The following is a 15,470-nucleotide window of genomic DNA, read 5'->3' as shown; positions in this document are numbered from 1 at the left end:
AATCTATTTCTGTCATTCAGAGCTGCCCACTTGGGCAAGTGTTGGCACCGCGGCACCTGCTACAAATTGGCCGTGGCCACGCAGGCAACGCACCGGCCAGTTAGCAGCACTGCCCGCTGCATGTGGCTTGGCTGGGCGAGGTCGGTGTCAGACAGGATTTGTTCCGACGGTGAGCCCGCCGCATACATACAGGGTCTGGCCGGTGATGAAACCGGAGCGCTCGTCCAGGAAGAAGCCTGCAGCGTTGGCTATGTCCTCCGGCTGGCCGAGCCTTCCCACGGGAACAGATGAAACGATGGCTTTTGTCCGCGGTGAGTCTTCCGGGTTCGCCTTCATGAACAGTTCTGTGGCGATGGGACCCGGTCCAATTGCGTTAACGGTGATTCCCTCTCGGCCTAGTTCCAAGGCCCAGGTGCGGGTCAGCCCGATAAGGCCGGCCTTGGCGGCCGCATAAGCAGTGCGCAGTTCCTTTCCAAGTGCCGCACGCGAGGACATATTGACGATCCGACCGAACCCGGCTTCCGTCATGCCGTCGAGGACGCCCTGGGTGCACTGTATGGCGCACCGAAGGTTCAGCGCATGTGATTGATCGAGCTGGGTCAGGGATTGCTCACGGAGTGGGGCGGGGAAAACTGCGCCGACGTTGTTGACCAGCCGAGTGATTGGACCTTCCGATAGGGCAGCCTCGAGGGCTTCCGCTGTGCTGTCAACGTCGGAGAGATCCGCAGTGATTGAACGGCCGAGGTCCGTGGGCTGCTTGTCTATGACCACGACCTCCCACCCCTGCGCCAGCCCGTGCGAGGCAATGGCACGACCGATTCCAGACGCACCCCCGGTAACGAGGAGACGTTCTACCATGACAATTTTCCTTCCTCCACGCACGTCGGCATGCGCGGAACTTGGTTGCGGCGGTGCAACACGTTCTTTTCAGTATGCCCGGAAAGAAGGACAGATAACGTGTCCATCCGATACCAATACCGAGTACACTGATCTGAAATTCAGAACAATGGAGCGGCTGCGTGAGGATGACGAAGTGGAAGTAAAGGATCTTGAGGCCTTTGCCGTAGTGGCCGAGGAACTGCATTTCGGCCGGGCGGCCGCGAGGCTGCATATGTCGCAACCGCCGCTAAGTGCACGCATCAAGCAACTTGAACAAAGTTTGGGCGTTCAGCTCTTCGAACGAAGCACCCGTACGGTTGCACTGACGGATGCAGGATCGAGGCTCCTGGTCCCGGCGCGAAAGGTACTCAGTCAAGTGTCTGCGGTCCAGAACCTGGCCGAGTCAATTGCTGCGGGGGAACAGGGGCGCGTCAGAATCGCTTTCGCCGGCGCCTCGAGTCAGCGCGCCCTACCGATTCTGACCCGAGCTGTGCGCGAGTCCCACCCGGGGATCGAGTTGCAGCTGGAGTCCCAGACCTACGTCTACACGGCATTGGACAAGCTTCTTGAGGGATCACTGGATCTCGCTTTCGCGCGACTTCCCACCCCCCAGAAGGAACTGGAGTCCCGCGTTGTCGAAGTCGAAAGAATTTTGTGCGCCCTGCCGGAAGGCCACCCTCGCGCGGCCCAGCCCAGTCTTTCCTTGGCGGTTCTTCACGACGAAGAGTTTGTCAGCCTGCCCGCTGATACAGGTTCGATTCTCCAGGCCACCATGTATGCGTTATGCATTACTGCCGGATTCAGGCCGAAGATCGTCCAAGTGGCTCCTGACTCCTCTACTGCTCTTGCCCTCGTTGCCGCCGGCGCGGGCATCACCATCACACTCAGTTCGGTAACTCCGTCGCAATCCGTCGGAATCGTCTACCGGGAATTGGACGACATTCACCCCAGCCACATGTTTGCCACTTTGACGTGGCGAAAGGATGACACATCTCCTGCACTTGCTGCGGTGCTCCAAGTCTCGGAAGTCGCATTGCCCACCCCCGACCTTTCCGGCTTCGCTATCAGATGAGCGTGAATCGGTATTTCTGCCGGGCTGACTCTCAAACTATCTTTGGAGGCGCACCAGTTGCCTTCCGATCCTGCCCAAGCCAATTCAACGCAAGCCGGTCCAGCCTCTCCGCCCTTGATCCAACGTAGCGGAGTTGCGGGCGGCAGTCGCACGGGCATCGACGAGATGCTGATTCTCTTGGGCGCAACAGATAGGTTCACAATGACTTCCCTTAGTGCTTCTGAACGAGAATCCGCTAATGCCCCCCGCACCATGCGTGCGATAGTCAAGGCCGGTCCTGAGCGGGGAGTCAAGTTCCACGCTTCGTATGCTGAGCCGCATGTTTCCGCGGACAAAGTGAAGATTCAGGTCGCCGCAGCCTCGGTTTGTGGAACTGACCGGGCCCTCTACGAGTACTCACCCATGGCGCAGGCGTTCAATCTCAAAATGCCGGTTGTTCTGGGCCATGAGTGCGCCGGCACCGTCATCGAAGTTGGTTCAGCTGTCGAGTCGCTCAAGGTGGGGGACCGGGTTGCCCTGGAATCCCATGTTGCCTGCTGGGATTGCTATCCCTGTCGAAACGGTGACGCCCACAATTGCCTTAACATGGAACTACTCGGGCTTCATCTCGATGGTGGTTTTGCCGAGCGGCTTGTTGCGCCGGCCACGGCATGTTTTAAATTGCCGGCGGACTTTCCGTTGGAACAGGGCGCCCTTCTCGAGCCGGCGGGGGTCGCCATGCACGCCATTCAACGGTCCAGGGTTGAGCTTTCCGGGGCTGACGTTGTGATAAGCGGTGGTGGTCCAGTCGGCCTGTTCATTGCTGCGATTACCCGGGCGATGGGTGCCCGTTGCGTGGTCGTCGTCGAACCCAACGCCTACCGGCAGGGCCTTATAAAGGCACTGGGAGCAATAGCCTTGTCTCCCGACGATGATGTCATCGGTGTTTGCCGGGAGCTCTCGGGGGAGAAGTTCGGCTTCGATGTAGCTTTTGAAGCTTCAGGGGTAGCGGCCGCACTGCCGCCGCTGCTTGAAGCGGTCCGCCGGGAGGCGACGGTTGTGACCGTCGGAATCCCGGGTAAGCCAATCGAAATCGATGTCGCAGCGTACCTCATCAAGAAGGGTCTGACTCTCACGGGCAGCTTCGGGCGGGCCCTTTGGCAGACCTGGGATCGAATCGCTGCGCTCGTGGCGAGTGGCGAATTAGACCTTTCCAAATTCATCACCCACCGTCTTCCCCTGTCGGCTTTCGAGGAAGCCATCGAACTTCTTTCCCAAGACGCCTGCAAGGTACTGCTGGTTCCTGGCCTACCCGACCGTCGCCAGTAACGACGGACTGACGGGCGCCGTCGCGATCCGTCGCGCAGGTTTTGCGGAACCGACGACGGCGCCCATCCCAGGTACCCACATTCGTGGAGCGATCTTCGACCCTGCCTGCCATCTACCGCGAGCTGATCTTGGGGCCGGCTGCGTATGGTCAGCCCAAGGTTCTAAGGGCACCCGAGGATCTTTCTGGTTTACCTATCAAATGAAAGAGAATTGGTATTTCTCTTCGGAACAATCTCTCACTAACCTTTTTGAAGGCGGCACCAAACCCAGAGCCCCCTCAACGAAGAGAGGTCATGATGAAAACAAACACCACCCCGATAGATCTGAGCGTTGAAGCTCGGGTCTTCCGCAAAGTGACCCTGAAGGTCCTTCCAATCCTCATGCTTGGCATGTTCATTGCCTACATCGATCGAGCCAACCTTGGGGTGATCGCAGGGCCCTTGTCCAAAGATTTGGGCCTCACGGCAGCGACATTCGGCCTCGCCGCCGGGTTCTTCTACATCGGTTACTTGCTGTTTGAGGTCCCCTCGAACATGTTCCTTGCCAAGGTAGGGGCGCGCATTTGGCTGGCCCGGATCATGATCACCTGGGGCCTGGTGACGATGGGTATGGCGTTCATGCAGGACGAAGTCAGCCTTCACGTCATGCGGTTCCTTCTCGGACTTGCCGAAGCCGGCTACTCGCCGGGGACCGCGCTCTTCCTGGCGCTTTGGTGCCCCGCCCGGCTGCTGCCCAAGGCAATGTCCTGGCTGAACCTCGCTGTTCCGGTCGCCTTGGCAGCGGGCTCCGTCGTGACCTCGTCGATCATGCTCATGAACGGCGTGGGCGGCCTTGCCGGATGGCGTTGGGTATTCCTGATTGAAGGCATTCCGGCAATCATCCTTGCGGTCGTCATCTTCTTTGCCCTGCCCTCGACCCCGGCGAAGGCGGCCTGGCTCGATGACGAGGAAAAGGCGTACCTGGCGGAGAATGTCACCCAGCGCTCGGGCTCCGGAGCGCACGAACTGAAGCAGCTTCCCGCCGCGCTCCGTAGGCCGTCGCTGTGGGCTTTCGCTATCACCTACTTCTTTATCCTGATCGGCTTCTGGTCGATTACGTACTTCCTTCCGACGATCGTCAAAGAGCAGTTCCACCTCGACGTCGTCGGGTCCGGCTACGTCTCGGCGATCCCGTGGGCGTTCTCCGCCGTCGTCATGTTTGTCATCGTCCGCAGCATCTCCCGGACCGGCGAACGTCGTTGGCACCTTACTTTGCCCATGGTTGCCGCAGCACTGGGACTCCTCGTTGGAGTGGTCTCCGGAAACCCGTTCCTGTCACTCCTCGGTATCAGCATTGCGGCTGCCGGCTTCTTCGCCACTCTTTCCACCTTCCAAGCGACCGTTGCACAGGTCTATGCCGGGGCCCTTGCCGCAGTGTCCATCGCACTCGTCAACTCTGTCGGAAACGTCAGCGGCCTCGTAGGCCCTTACATTCAGGGATGGCTCACCGATCTCACCGGCTCAAGCTCCGCCGGCCTTCTGGTGATGTCGGGCTTCTTCGGCCTCGCGGCAGTTTTCGTGTACATCCTCATCGGGTGGGCCGACCGCAAGACCGGGGGACTCCGAGGGACTACCAGTCTCGAAATAGATGTTGCCGGGGCACACGCCCGGGGATGACCTTCACCAATAGCCACACCAAAGGATGAGCAAAATCTTGTTACTTCAACCAGCCACTCAAACAACACCCGCGGGTGAGCGTGCAGTTGCACCACGGATCGTCGAAGTGCGTACCGTCCCTTACGCCATTCCTTACCGTAAACCCCTGCGTTTTGCGAGCGGTTCGATCAACGTGGCGGACAATGTGCTTGTAGAAGTGGTCACCAGCGACGGAGTGGTCGGGTTTGCCGAAGCTCCTCCGCGGCCATACACCTATGGCGAGACACAGGCGTCAATCGTCGCCGTTATCGAGCAGATTTTCGCCCCCGCTATCATCGGGCTTTCCATCCTCGACCGCGAGGCAGTACGGTCGCGTATTGCCCGAACGGTCGGAAATCCCACTGCCAAAGCCGCTATTGACATGGCAATGTGGGACGCCTGGGGCAAGACCATCGGCACGTCGGTTCATCGCCTTCTTGGAGGCTTCGCCGATGGCTTGCAGGTTAGCCACATGCTCGGGTTCGACGACCCGGAAACAGTTGCCGCCGAGGCTGTCGAGCTAAGGGAGACGTTGGGCATTTCAAGTTTCAAGATCAAGGTCGGACGGCGCCCCGTCCACCTGGATGTTGACGTGTGCAAAGCAGTCCGGGAAGCCTTAGGCCCTGACGCCGAGCTGTACATCGATGGGAATCGGGGTTGGACGGCTGCAGAGTCCGCGCGGGCACTGCGACAGCTGGAAGATGTGGGACTGAGTCGCGTGGAAGAGCTCTGCCCCGCCGACGATGTGTTGAGCAGGCGCTGGCTTGTTTCCCAATGTCCTGTACCGTTCGTCGCGGACGAAAGCGCACCTACACCGGCTGACGTTACCCGCGAAATCCTTGCAGGAGCAGCGACCGCTGTGAGCATCAAGACCGCCCGAACAGGATTCTCAGGTTCGCTGCGCGTTTCCCACCTTGCCGAAGGACTGGGCCTCGAAGCGGTCATCGGCAACCAGATCGATGCGCAAATCGGAACCGTTTGTTCCCTTGTCTTCGGTGCCTCCCAGGAAATCACCTCGCGTTCGGCAGCTGAACTGTCCAACTACCTGGACATGGCCGATGATCTCTTGGATCAGCCGCTCATTATTGAGAATGGATACATGCGCGTTCCTGAGGGCCCCGGCCTCGGCATCCAGCTCGACCCGGAGAAAGTTGCCCGCTATCGGGTCGACCTCTGACTCCGGTCATTCTTGTCCGCAATAACCAACCCATCACATCAAAAGGAAAAGTCAATGGCATATCTCCGCCTCCACCACGTGAACGTCACTTCAGACAACATGTCGATCCTGACGGACTTTTACGGAAAGGCGCTGGGACTGAACCAGCTCCCCTCGCCCAAGATGATCGCCACGTCCAAGAATGCAGACAACGACATCGACGGCGACGCCGAGTGGGATACCGCCGCCAAGTTCTACGAAGCCGGTGACCCCAACGAACTGCAGATCCACGCCACCCAGCGCCAGCCGTACCTCGCAGCCCAGGAGGGACACTCGGTCAACCCGCTCATCGGAGGACACTTTGCGTTCCGGACCGATGACATCGAGGCCATCAAGGCACGCCTCACCGAGAACAATATCCCGTTCGATGACTGGGGCATCTGGTCCGTCGAAGGCTGGCACCAGATCTTCCTCACTGACCCCGCCGGCAACATGATCGAGATCCACCAGGTCATGACGGACGGCGAAGCCTAATCACCCGATGACCACCCATCAAGCTTCACGCCGTTCCCCGGCCGGGGACTTTCCCCGGTATGACCAGCTGTTTGATCGCCCCGACCGGCTGCGGGGAACGGCCTGGGGCCTGTGGGGCCCGGCCGACCAGCTGGGCACCCTGAACCACCTCACACCGGCCCGTGTCCTTGAAGCCCGTGAGAGTATCTTGACGGGCGACGTCGTACCGCTCAACCTGCCGTTGACGGAATTCGAGCCGCCCATCATTGCCCACCGCGGTTCGGTTCAACACACTGTGTTCGGCCTCAACGATTTCCACCGCGACGACCGGATCGACAATCTGTTCCTTCAAGCGTCGACGCAAATTGACGGGTTGCGACACTTCGGGCATCCGGACCACGGCTTCTACAATGACGCGGATCCCAACGGGCTGGTGGCGGGAAAACCCGGCCTCGGAATACAGGCCGTGGCCGAACGGGGGATCGCCGGCCGTGGCCTGCTCATCGACGTCGGTGCCTACCGGGACGCGGTCGGCCGCCCGATCGACCAGGCCACCAACGAACAAATTCCGGTGGCTGATCTGGATGCAACGCTTGAATGGCAGGGGAGCACCATCCGGCCGGGCGACATCATCATGATCCGCACAGGATGGCTCCAACACATCCGCGCGGCAAACCGCTCGGATGGTGCCCTCCGCTCCCCGGGCCTAAGCCAAACCGAAGAATCGGCCGCGTGGCTCTGGGACCATCAAATAGCCGTGGCGGCGTCCGACAACATCGCGCTGGAAGCCTGGCCGGCAACGGATTCCAAACTCACCGTCCAAGCTGAACTATCAGGTGCGATGCCTGCCTCCAGCCACACGGGGATGCTGCACCGTATCCTGATCCCGTTGCTTGGGCTGAGCATTGGCGAGCTTTGGGCGCTCGATGAGCTGGCAGCTGCCTGCGCCGCCCGACGCCGGTACGACGTCTTCCTCACGGCCCAGCCGCTGAACCTGCTGGGCGGAGTTGGCAGCCCGGCCAACGCAATGGCGATCCTCTAAACATGAATCTTCAGGAGTAATTGACGTGAATGACCACGAATCCGGAACAGCTGAAGCTGTCCTCATAACCGGCGGTGCGTCCGGGATCGGCCTCACCTGTGCCCGCCAGGCTGCGGCCCGGGGCGCACGCGTAGCTATTGTCGACGTGAACCCGTCAGCCGCGGCAGAAGCAGTGGCGGCGTTGGACGGAGAAGGTCATGTCGCCGTGGCCGCTGATGTCACCGACGCTGGGGCCATGCGCCGCGCAGCAGACGAATTCGCGGCAGGTGGCGGACTGACCGGGGTTGTGGCCGCTGCCGGGATAGTCAGCCGGTCGGCGCTGCTGGACATTGATGCTGCCGAATTCCGGCGGGTACTCGACATCAATGTCATCGGAGTCCAGAACACGATCTCGGCCGCAGGGCCCCACCTTCTACGCGCAGGCCGGCTCGGTTCGGTGGTCGTCCTTGGCAGCGCCGCAGCTTTCACAGGAGGCGGGCTCATGGGTAACGGTGCGTACGCCACCTCGAAGGCCGCGCTCATCGGCTTGGTACGCGGATACGCCCGTGAGCTTGCGCCCCATCAGGTGCGCGTGAACATGGTTGCTCCCGGGGCGACTGAAACACCGATGACTGATGTTTTAAACGATGCGGATCGCGAGCGAATCGCCGGGATGTCCCTCCTCGGAAGGCTTTCCAAGCCTGAGGAGATTGCGTCAGCCATCGCGTTCCTCCTGGCGCCGGGCAACGGCACAATCACCGGACAAGTGCTCCACGTCAACGGCGGCGTGGTCTTCGGCTGAAACGCCACCTCCGGGCTGAACGCGCCGGATGTTCTTGGGGCCGGGCTGCACGCGAATCAGCCCGGCCTTTGGAGTCTCTTTTTTAGAGCTACAACCTCATCAATTTCGACCGATTGCCCAAGGAGGCAGCAATGACTGGTCAAACAAGGTCCTTTCGTACCACAGACGGCGCACAACTGGTTTACGATGACTTCGGCTCCGGTCCGGCGGTGTTACTCGTTCACGGATTCACCTGCCAGGCCGCACACTGGGCCTTCCAGCGCCAGGCTTTGGTCGCCGCAGGCTACAGGACCATTGCGCTCGACCTTAGGTTCCACGGCCGCTCAGACTTCTCGGGCAGCGGTCAACGTGTCTCCCGTCTGGGCAAGGACGTGGGGGAATTGCTCGAGCATCTGGAGCTTGGCGAGGTAGCCCTCGTTGGGCATTCCTTGGGCGTCTCCGTCTGTCTCGCATATTTCGACCTGTACGGAACGGACCGCGTTCGCGCGTTCGTAGCAATCGATCAGTCGCCAAAAATCGTCAACGACGAGTCCTGGGCATGGGGCGTCAGATCTGTCGAATGGTCCAACGTGTGGGATTCCGTTAACGGGCGCTTTCAATGGGGCAATCCGGCACTTGAGCCTCCAGCGCCGCCCCACGTGGCGCAACTCTTTTCCGAGGTAGGCGGCCTCACGCAATTTCCCGATGGCGCCGTACTTCCGCTCCTGGTGGATCACTTCACTGCAGACTGGCGGGACGTTGCACCGACCGTGAATGTTCCGTCCTGGGTAGCCACGGGCCGCTTCTCGCCGTCTTTCCCGCTTGAAGGCATGCAGTGGCTGGCAGATACCATGCCCAAGTCTTCCCTCTCCGTTTTCGAAAACAGCGGCCACTGCCCCCATTGGAACGAGCCGGAAGAGTTCAACCGCGAGCTGCTCACCTTCTTGAGGGCAGCCCTGTAAAACGGTGTGGTTCCCCGGCAGGAATACGTTCCTGCCGGGGGCACTAAAACTCTTCGGTAGTGATGGAACCCAGGAAGTTCTTTAACTCACCGGCCATGTCCACAGAGTTGTTGTCCAGCAACCACTGCACCTGCAGCCCGTCCATGAGTGCCACCAGTTGCCGTGCGGCTGCGGTGGGTGATAGCCCGTGCCGCAACTTACCCCGCCGGTCCAAATCGGAAAATGCCTGTCCGCAAACTCCCAGCGCCCATTTGTAACGTCGCTGAAAGTATTCGTGGGCGGGATGCTCCGGGTCTGTTGCCTCGGCAGACAACACGCAGTAGAGCGACACCAACCCAGGAACGGACGTGTTGTACTGCATCAGCCGTACGATGCCATTCAGCGTTTCCATGCCGTTGTCGGTGACGATTCCGGCAGCCGCCCACGAATCTTCATCACGAAGGGTGAGGACAGCCTCAAGCAGGGCCTCTTTGCTGTGGAAATGGTGGAGGAGACCGGTCTTGGTGAGGCCGATTTTGTCAGCAATGTCCTGGACCGACCCTGCCCGAAAGCCGGAAGCCGAAAAGACCTCGAAGGCAGCCGTCAGGATTTCTTGACGGCGTGCTTCCGTCTTGGCGTAGGTTCCGCGCGGCCGGCCGCGCCGCGGTTCACGTGCGGCGGCAGTGGTCGCTGTTTCAGTCATCTTGAAACTCTAACAACCTTGGACCAGGCACGCCGGGGCGGCATCAATGTCTGTGCGGCGCGTCACATTTAGCAAGATTTGGAAAACTGCAGTGAAAACATACCGCATGGTCTGTTTTCGTGTTAAGGTCTCTTTCAATGGCTGTCCATGGTGGACGCCACTGACCGCGAAAGGGACCAGTGATGTTCCGACCTACACGCATGGCCGCACTTGCTGCCGCCGTTGCCCTGAGCCTCACCGGCTGCGGTGGAGGTGGGGAAAGCACTGCGGAGCACTCCTCGCAAACGCTGACGCTGGGCACCCTCATGGCGCCGAAATCTTTTGCTGCTGCCGACTCCGACTTTGCTAACGTTTCGCCTTTCTACCAGGCCGTGTACGACACCCTGCTCCGCATGGAACCGGGCGGAAAGCTGGTACCCATGCTGGCAACCGAGTGGAAGTACAACGACGACAAAACCGTCCTGACCCTGAAGCTCCGCGACGACGTCAAATTCACCGACGGCACCCCCTTCAATGCGGACGCAGCAAAACAAAACCTGGAGCGATTCAAAGCCGGAACGTCGGCAGACGCCCAGTTCCTGGCAGCACTCAAGACAGCCACTGCTGTGGACAGCACGACCCTGGAACTGACCCTCTCGGCCCCAGACCCCGCATTCCTCGGCTACCTGTCCAAGGATGCATCGTTCATGCAGAGCCCGGCATCATTCGGGAACGCGGACATCGCCACCAAACCTGTCGGATCCGGCCCCTACATCCTGGATACCGCAGCCACAGTCACCGGGACCTCATACTCGTACAAGAGCAATCCTGACTACTGGAACAAAGGCCTGGTCCATTACGACAACATGGTGCTGAACGTCTACCCGGAACAGACGTCACTCCTCAATGCCGTCAAGGCCGGAACGCTCAACGGTTCCCTCATTGACATTTCGATGATCCAGGAGGCCGAAGCGGCGGGCTACGAGAACAACACCTTCGAGGGCAACTGGACTGGACTGATCTTGTTCGACCGCGCCGGCAAGACCAACGCCGCCCTCAAGGACGTCCGGGTCCGGCAGGCGTTGAACTACGCCTTCGACACAAAGGCGCTGCTGGATGCTGTCAACCAAGGCCGCGGAACAACCACGACCCAGGTCTTCCCGCCGTCCTCGGACGCTTACGACGCTTCCCTGGACTCCCGCTATGCCTATGACCCTGCCAAGGCCAAAAAGCTTCTGGCCGACGCGGGCTACGCGAACGGCTTCACGCTGCAAATGCCGTCCACACCGCTCGTCAACAGCTCAATCTTCACCTTGATCACCCAGCAGCTCAAGGAAGTGGGAGTCACAGTGGAGACGGTCGACGCCGGCAACAACTTCATTGCCGATCTCCTGGCAGCAAAGTACGCCGCGAGCTACATGATCCTGGAGCAACAGTCGGACTGGCAGCTCATCAACATGAAGATTGCCCCGAATTCAGCGTGGAATCCCTACAAGTATGAGGACCCGACGGTTGACGGCTTGATCAACAAGATCCACCTGGGTGCGGCGGACGAGCAGAAATCGGCCGCGAAGGAACTGAACAAGTACATCGTGGAGCAGGCGTGGTTTGCCCCGTGGTACCGCCCACAGAACAGTTTCGTAACTGACGCAAAGACCAAGGTCGAGCTTCAGACGGGCAACGTTTACCCCTACATCTGGTCCTTTACGCCCGCTTCGTAGCGAACGGTTGCCGGACCGGCGACATTGCCCGGTCCGGCAACCTCAGGAACCTTTTCAAAGGATTTTCAAATGTACCGATTCGTGCTTCGGCGCTTAATTGCCGGTGTTCTCCTGCTGTTCGTCATCACCACTGTGGCTTACCTATTGCTGTACGCAGGCAGCGGAGACATCGCCCGCCGTATCGTGGGTCCCACCGCCACGGACGCCCAGGTTGCCATGAAGGCAAGCCAACTGGGTCTCGATCGTCCCCTCGTTGTCCAGTACTGGGACTGGATCACCCGCGCCGTCACGGGCGACCTCGGCCGCTCCTGGTTCAATGGCCAGCTCGTGAGCACCGGTGTCAGCAGCAGGGTTTGGGTCACGCTTTCCCTCGTCCTCGGCGCCACCATCGTCGCTGCCGGTATCTCGGTAGTCGTGGCTGTTTGGGCAGCAGTGCGCCGGGGCTGGATCGACCGCGTGGTCCAGTTCGTGGGCGTCCTTGGCTTCGCTATCCCCGGGTTCCTGATCGCGCTGGGTCTGGTCTCCCTGTTCGCGCTCAACCTCAAGTGGTTCAAGGCCACGGGGTATGTACCCATTACGACGTCGTTTGGCGGCTGGGCGGCGACGGTCACCTTGCCGATCATCGCCCTCTCCATCGGATGCATCGCCGCCGTGGTGCAGCAGATCCGCGGTTCACTGATTGATGCGCTCCGCAAGGACTACGTTCGCACGCTGCGCGCCCGCGGATTGTCTTTCAACCGCGTTGTCTATAAGCACGTGCTGCGCAACGCGGGCGGACCGGCCTTGGCTGTACTTGCCGTTCAGTTCATTGGACTGCTGGGGGGCGCCGTCATCGTGGAACAGATCTTTGCCCTGCCCGGCCTCGGGCAGATCACCGTCGCCGCCACCGGCCAGGGTGACATCCCGGTCGTGATGGGAGTCGTGCTTGCAACCGCTGCCATCGTGGTGATCGTCAACCTCATCATCGACCTGGCCCAAGGCTGGCTCAATCCGAAAGTTCGGCTGTCATGATCGACGCTCCTCCCGCACTGCCCGTCACGGCAGCCAAGATTTCCCTCTTCCGCAAGCTCGTAACACACCCGATAGGTGCGGCATCGCTGCTTGTCCTGTTCCTGGTGGCACTGGCCTCCCTCCTGGCCCCAGTGCTGGCAACGCACGATCCCAACGAGGCCACCCTCAAGGATGTGCTGGCCAAGGCCGGATCCGGGCATCTACTGGGGGCCGACAGCGCCGGACGCGATGTCTTCAGCCGCCTGCTCTTCGCCGGCCAGTTCAGCCTCGCCGGCGCCGTGGTGGCTCTCGCCGTGGCGCTGGTCATCGGCGTCACAGCTGGGCTCATCGCCGGATACTACGGCGGCTGGTTCGATGCGGTCTCCTCATGGCTCACCGGACTGTTGATGGCCCTGCCGGGCATGGTGGTCCTGCTGGCGGCCCGCGCAGTAGTTGGCCCCTCCATGTGGTTGTCCATGATGATCTTCGGTGTGCTGCTGTCGCCGGCTTTCTTCCGGCTTGTCTATGCGTCCGTTACTGCAGTCCGCAACGAACTTTATGTGGATGCGGCACGGGTTTCCGGCTTAAGCGACTTCAGGATCATCGGCCGCCACATCCTCAGCGTGGTCCGGGCACCGGTCATCATCCAGTCAGCCATGGTTCTCGGCATCGCCATCGCCATCCAGGCCGGACTGGAATTCCTGGGGCTGGGCGATCGGAGCATCCCCACTTGGGGCAGCATGCTCAATGACGGCTTCATCAACATCTTCAAAGCACCCGCGCTGGTGCTGTGGCCGGCCCTGGTCATCGGTCTTGTCTGCATCGCCCTGACGTTGCTGGCCAACGCCATGCGCGATGAGCTGGAGCGCAGCAGCGGTCCGGTGAAGAAGGGCCGCAAGGCCGCGGCAGCGGCTGCAGCAGCCGACGCCGAAGGTGCCGCCGGGAAGCGCGGGGACGCCGCCGTCGTCCATCCCGAAGAGCCGGGCACAGACACGGGCGAATTGCTGCTGGAAGTCACGGACCTCGGAGTCGGCTACGACCAGCCCGACGGGTCCACCACCCACGTGGTGAACCACGTGGGCCTGACAGTCCGGCGCGGTGAGGTGCACGGCCTGGTCGGCGAATCTGGTTCCGGCAAGACACAGACTGCGTTCTCCATCCTCCGGCTCCTGCCCCAGGACGGGCGCATCACAGGTGGTTCCATTTTCTTTGAGGGCAAGGATCTGGCGCACCTCTCCGAGAAGGAGATGACCAAGGTCCGCGGGAAGCGCATCGCGTACATCCCGCAGGAACCCATGTCCAACCTGGACGGCGCGTTCACCATCGGCAGCCAGTTAATGGAACCCATGCGGGTGTGCTTGGGCATCTCCAAGGCTGAAGCCCGCAAACGTGCCCTGGTGCTGCTGGCGAAGGTGGGCATCCCCAACCCGGAACGGACCTTCAACTCCTACCCGCACCAGATCTCCGGCGGCATGGCCCAGCGCGTCCTGATCGCCGGCGCCGTGTCCTGCAATCCGGACCTGCTGATCGCCGACGAACCCACCACCGCCCTGGACGTCACGGTGCAGGCCGAAGTGCTGAACCTGCTTCGCGAGCTCCAGGATGAACTGAACATGGGCGTCATCCTGGTGACCCACAACTTCGGGGTGGTTGCCGACCTCTGCGACCGCGTCTCCGTGATGCAGACCGGCCGCGTCGTGGAAACCGGTCCTGTCCGGGCAATCTTCAACGATGCCCAGCACCCGTACACCCGCCAGCTGCTAGACGCGATCCTCGAAGACACCGCCCCCCGCGGGCAGTACATCCCGGCCACCGGCACACCGCAGTTAGCCAAGCCCCAGGAATTGAAAGGAGTGACGTCATGACCGGCACCCTGCTCGACGTCAAGGACGTCGTCGTCGAATATCCGCTCAAGGGCTTCCGGAAGGAACCGTTTAAGGCGCTCAAGGGCGTTTCCCTTGACATCCGGCCGGGTGAGACTGTGGGCCTCGTAGGGGAGTCCGGCTCGGGCAAGACCACCTTGGGCCGCGCCGTGCTGGGGCTGGCGCCCGTCACCGGCGGCAGCATCAAATACCGCGGCGAGGAGATCTCCCAGGCCACCCGCGCCCAGCGCAAGGAACTCAGCAACGAAATCCAAGTGGTTTTCCAGGACCCGTACACATCGCTGAACCCCTCCATGACCATCGAGCAGATCCTCACCGAACCGCTCACCGTCCGCAAAGTGGACCGCAAGGCGGCCAACCAGCGCGTGGCCGAACTGCTGGACCAGGTCCGGCTGCCGCACGGCGCCGCGCACCGGCTGCCGCGGGAATTCTCCGGCGGACAGCGCCAGCGCGTCGCCATCGCCAGGGCCCTCGCCCTGGATCCAAAGCTCATCGTCTGCGACGAGCCCGTGTCCGCCCTGGACCTCTCCACGCAGGCCCGCGTCATGGAACTCTTCATCGAGATCCAGGAACGCACCGGTGTCGCCTACCTCTTCGTCTCCCACGACCTCGCCGTGGTGCGGCACCTCAGCCACCGCGTTGCCGTGATGTACCACGGCGAGATCGTCGAATGGGGCGACGGCGATCAGGTCACCGGAGCACCTGAACACCCCTACACGCAGCGGCTGTTCATGGCCGCTCCGATTCCCGATCCCGACCGGCAGGCCAAACACCGGGCCGTCAGAGTACGCCTCCTGGAACTCCAGCACCAGCAGGACCTCCAGGCCGGCGTAGCCTGAAAAACAGCAAG

At 61.3% G+C, this 15,470-nt stretch carries 14 protein-coding genes; 12 read left to right on the top strand and 2 right to left on the bottom strand.

Going from position 1 to position 15,470, the window contains the following annotated elements:
* Positions 1–147: 147 nt before the first annotated feature.
* Complete coding sequence (locus tag ACV095_RS11905) at positions 148–858, bottom strand: SDR family oxidoreductase (RefSeq protein ID WP_331322373.1); 711 nt, start codon at positions 856–858, stop codon at positions 148–150.
* On the opposite strand from ACV095_RS11905, the gene ACV095_RS11900 reads away from it, so the two are divergent.
* The 8 genes from ACV095_RS11900 to ACV095_RS11865 all read left to right on the top strand — a co-directional run bounded on the left by ACV095_RS11900 (position 857) and on the right by ACV095_RS11865 (position 9,365).
* Entirely contained in the window at positions 857–1,951 is a 1,095-nt protein-coding gene (locus tag ACV095_RS11900) for a LysR substrate-binding domain-containing protein (RefSeq protein WP_478221946.1), read from the top strand. The genes ACV095_RS11905 and ACV095_RS11900 overlap by 2 nt on opposite strands.
* A 114-nt stretch (positions 1,952–2,065) precedes the next feature.
* Positions 2,066–3,259 (top strand): zinc-dependent alcohol dehydrogenase, encoded by a 1,194-nt coding sequence (locus ACV095_RS11895; RefSeq protein WP_478221945.1) that lies wholly within the window; start codon positions 2,066–2,068, stop codon positions 3,257–3,259.
* A gap of 293 nt (positions 3,260–3,552) precedes the next feature.
* Positions 3,553–4,914, top strand: coding sequence for an MFS transporter (locus tag ACV095_RS11890; RefSeq protein WP_478221944.1), 1,362 nt, complete (start codon positions 3,553–3,555; stop codon positions 4,912–4,914).
* Positions 4,915–4,939: 25 nt separating this feature from the next.
* Complete coding sequence (locus ACV095_RS11885; protein WP_478221943.1) at positions 4,940–6,109, top strand: mandelate racemase/muconate lactonizing enzyme family protein; 1,170 nt, start codon at positions 4,940–4,942, stop codon at positions 6,107–6,109.
* 54 nt (positions 6,110–6,163) lie between these two features.
* A complete protein-coding gene (locus ACV095_RS11880) occupies positions 6,164–6,622 on the top strand; it encodes a VOC family protein (RefSeq protein WP_331322378.1) in 459 nt (152 codons plus the stop codon).
* Between the two features lie 7 nt (positions 6,623–6,629).
* Positions 6,630–7,643: a cyclase family protein gene (locus ACV095_RS11875; protein ID WP_478221942.1), complete on the top strand. Its 1,014-nt coding sequence runs from the start codon at positions 6,630–6,632 to the stop codon at positions 7,641–7,643.
* Positions 7,644–7,668: 25 nt separating this feature from the next.
* Positions 7,669–8,424, top strand: a complete 756-nt coding sequence (locus ACV095_RS11870) for an SDR family NAD(P)-dependent oxidoreductase (protein ID WP_478221941.1) — start codon at positions 7,669–7,671, stop codon at positions 8,422–8,424.
* Positions 8,425–8,555: 131 nt separating this feature from the next.
* Complete coding sequence (locus ACV095_RS11865; RefSeq protein WP_478221940.1) at positions 8,556–9,365, top strand: alpha/beta fold hydrolase; 810 nt, start codon at positions 8,556–8,558, stop codon at positions 9,363–9,365.
* A gap of 43 nt (positions 9,366–9,408) precedes the next feature.
* On the opposite strand, the gene ACV095_RS11860 is transcribed toward ACV095_RS11865, so the two are convergent.
* Positions 9,409–10,047, bottom strand: coding sequence for a TetR/AcrR family transcriptional regulator (locus ACV095_RS11860; RefSeq protein ID WP_331322381.1), 639 nt, complete (start codon positions 10,045–10,047; stop codon positions 9,409–9,411).
* A 182-nt stretch (positions 10,048–10,229) separates the two neighbouring features.
* Between ACV095_RS11860 and ACV095_RS11855 the strand changes: the two genes are divergently transcribed.
* From ACV095_RS11855 to ACV095_RS11840, 4 genes are all read left to right on the top strand, one after another.
* Positions 10,230–11,747 carry an ABC transporter substrate-binding protein gene (locus ACV095_RS11855; protein WP_478221939.1) on the top strand — a complete coding sequence of 506 codons (1,518 nt, stop codon included), beginning with the start codon at positions 10,230–10,232 and terminating at the stop codon, positions 11,745–11,747.
* Between the two features lie 69 nt (positions 11,748–11,816).
* Positions 11,817–12,758 carry an ABC transporter permease gene (locus ACV095_RS11850; RefSeq protein ID WP_478221938.1) on the top strand — a complete coding sequence of 314 codons (942 nt, stop codon included), beginning with the start codon at positions 11,817–11,819 and terminating at the stop codon, positions 12,756–12,758.
* A complete protein-coding gene (locus tag ACV095_RS11845; protein WP_478221937.1) occupies positions 12,755–14,602 on the top strand; it encodes a dipeptide/oligopeptide/nickel ABC transporter permease/ATP-binding protein in 1,848 nt (615 codons plus the stop codon). The genes ACV095_RS11850 and ACV095_RS11845 overlap by 4 nt, the downstream gene beginning before the upstream one ends.
* Positions 14,599–15,459 (top strand): ATP-binding cassette domain-containing protein, encoded by an 861-nt coding sequence (locus ACV095_RS11840; protein WP_478221936.1) that lies wholly within the window; start codon positions 14,599–14,601, stop codon positions 15,457–15,459. Before ACV095_RS11845 ends, ACV095_RS11840 begins: the two co-directional genes overlap by 4 nt.
* The last annotated feature ends 11 nt before the right edge of the window (positions 15,460–15,470 follow it).

This window comes from Arthrobacter sp. JDC6 (assembly GCF_056484025.1).
Note: the sequence above shows the minus strand (reverse complement) of the source record. Positions and strands in the feature narration are given on the sequence as shown.

What these genes read in the sequence shown, in the direction of transcription:
- ACV095_RS11900 (WP_478221946.1), top strand. Translation starts at nt 857, where the DNA reads ATGACAATTTTCCTTCCTCCACGCACGTCGGCATGCGCGGAACTTGGT.
- ACV095_RS11905 (WP_331322373.1), bottom strand. Translation starts at nt 858, where the DNA reads ATGGTAGAACGTCTCCTCGTTACCGGGGGTGCGTCTGGAATCGGTCGT.
- ACV095_RS11890 (WP_478221944.1), top strand. Translation starts at nt 3,553, where the DNA reads ATGATGAAAACAAACACCACCCCGATAGATCTGAGCGTTGAAGCTCGG.
- ACV095_RS11885 (WP_478221943.1), top strand. Translation starts at nt 4,940, where the DNA reads ATGAGCAAAATCTTGTTACTTCAACCAGCCACTCAAACAACACCCGCG.
- ACV095_RS11880 (WP_331322378.1), top strand. Translation starts at nt 6,164, where the DNA reads ATGGCATATCTCCGCCTCCACCACGTGAACGTCACTTCAGACAACATG.
- ACV095_RS11875 (WP_478221942.1), top strand. Translation starts at nt 6,630, where the DNA reads ATGACCACCCATCAAGCTTCACGCCGTTCCCCGGCCGGGGACTTTCCC.
- ACV095_RS11865 (WP_478221940.1), top strand. Translation starts at nt 8,556, where the DNA reads ATGACTGGTCAAACAAGGTCCTTTCGTACCACAGACGGCGCACAACTG.
- ACV095_RS11860 (WP_331322381.1), bottom strand. Translation starts at nt 10,047, where the DNA reads ATGACTGAAACAGCGACCACTGCCGCCGCACGTGAACCGCGGCGCGGC.
- ACV095_RS11855 (WP_478221939.1), top strand. Translation starts at nt 10,230, where the DNA reads ATGTTCCGACCTACACGCATGGCCGCACTTGCTGCCGCCGTTGCCCTG.
- ACV095_RS11850 (WP_478221938.1), top strand. Translation starts at nt 11,817, where the DNA reads ATGTACCGATTCGTGCTTCGGCGCTTAATTGCCGGTGTTCTCCTGCTG.
- ACV095_RS11845 (WP_478221937.1), top strand. Translation starts at nt 12,755, where the DNA reads ATGATCGACGCTCCTCCCGCACTGCCCGTCACGGCAGCCAAGATTTCC.
- ACV095_RS11840 (WP_478221936.1), top strand. Translation starts at nt 14,599, where the DNA reads ATGACCGGCACCCTGCTCGACGTCAAGGACGTCGTCGTCGAATATCCG.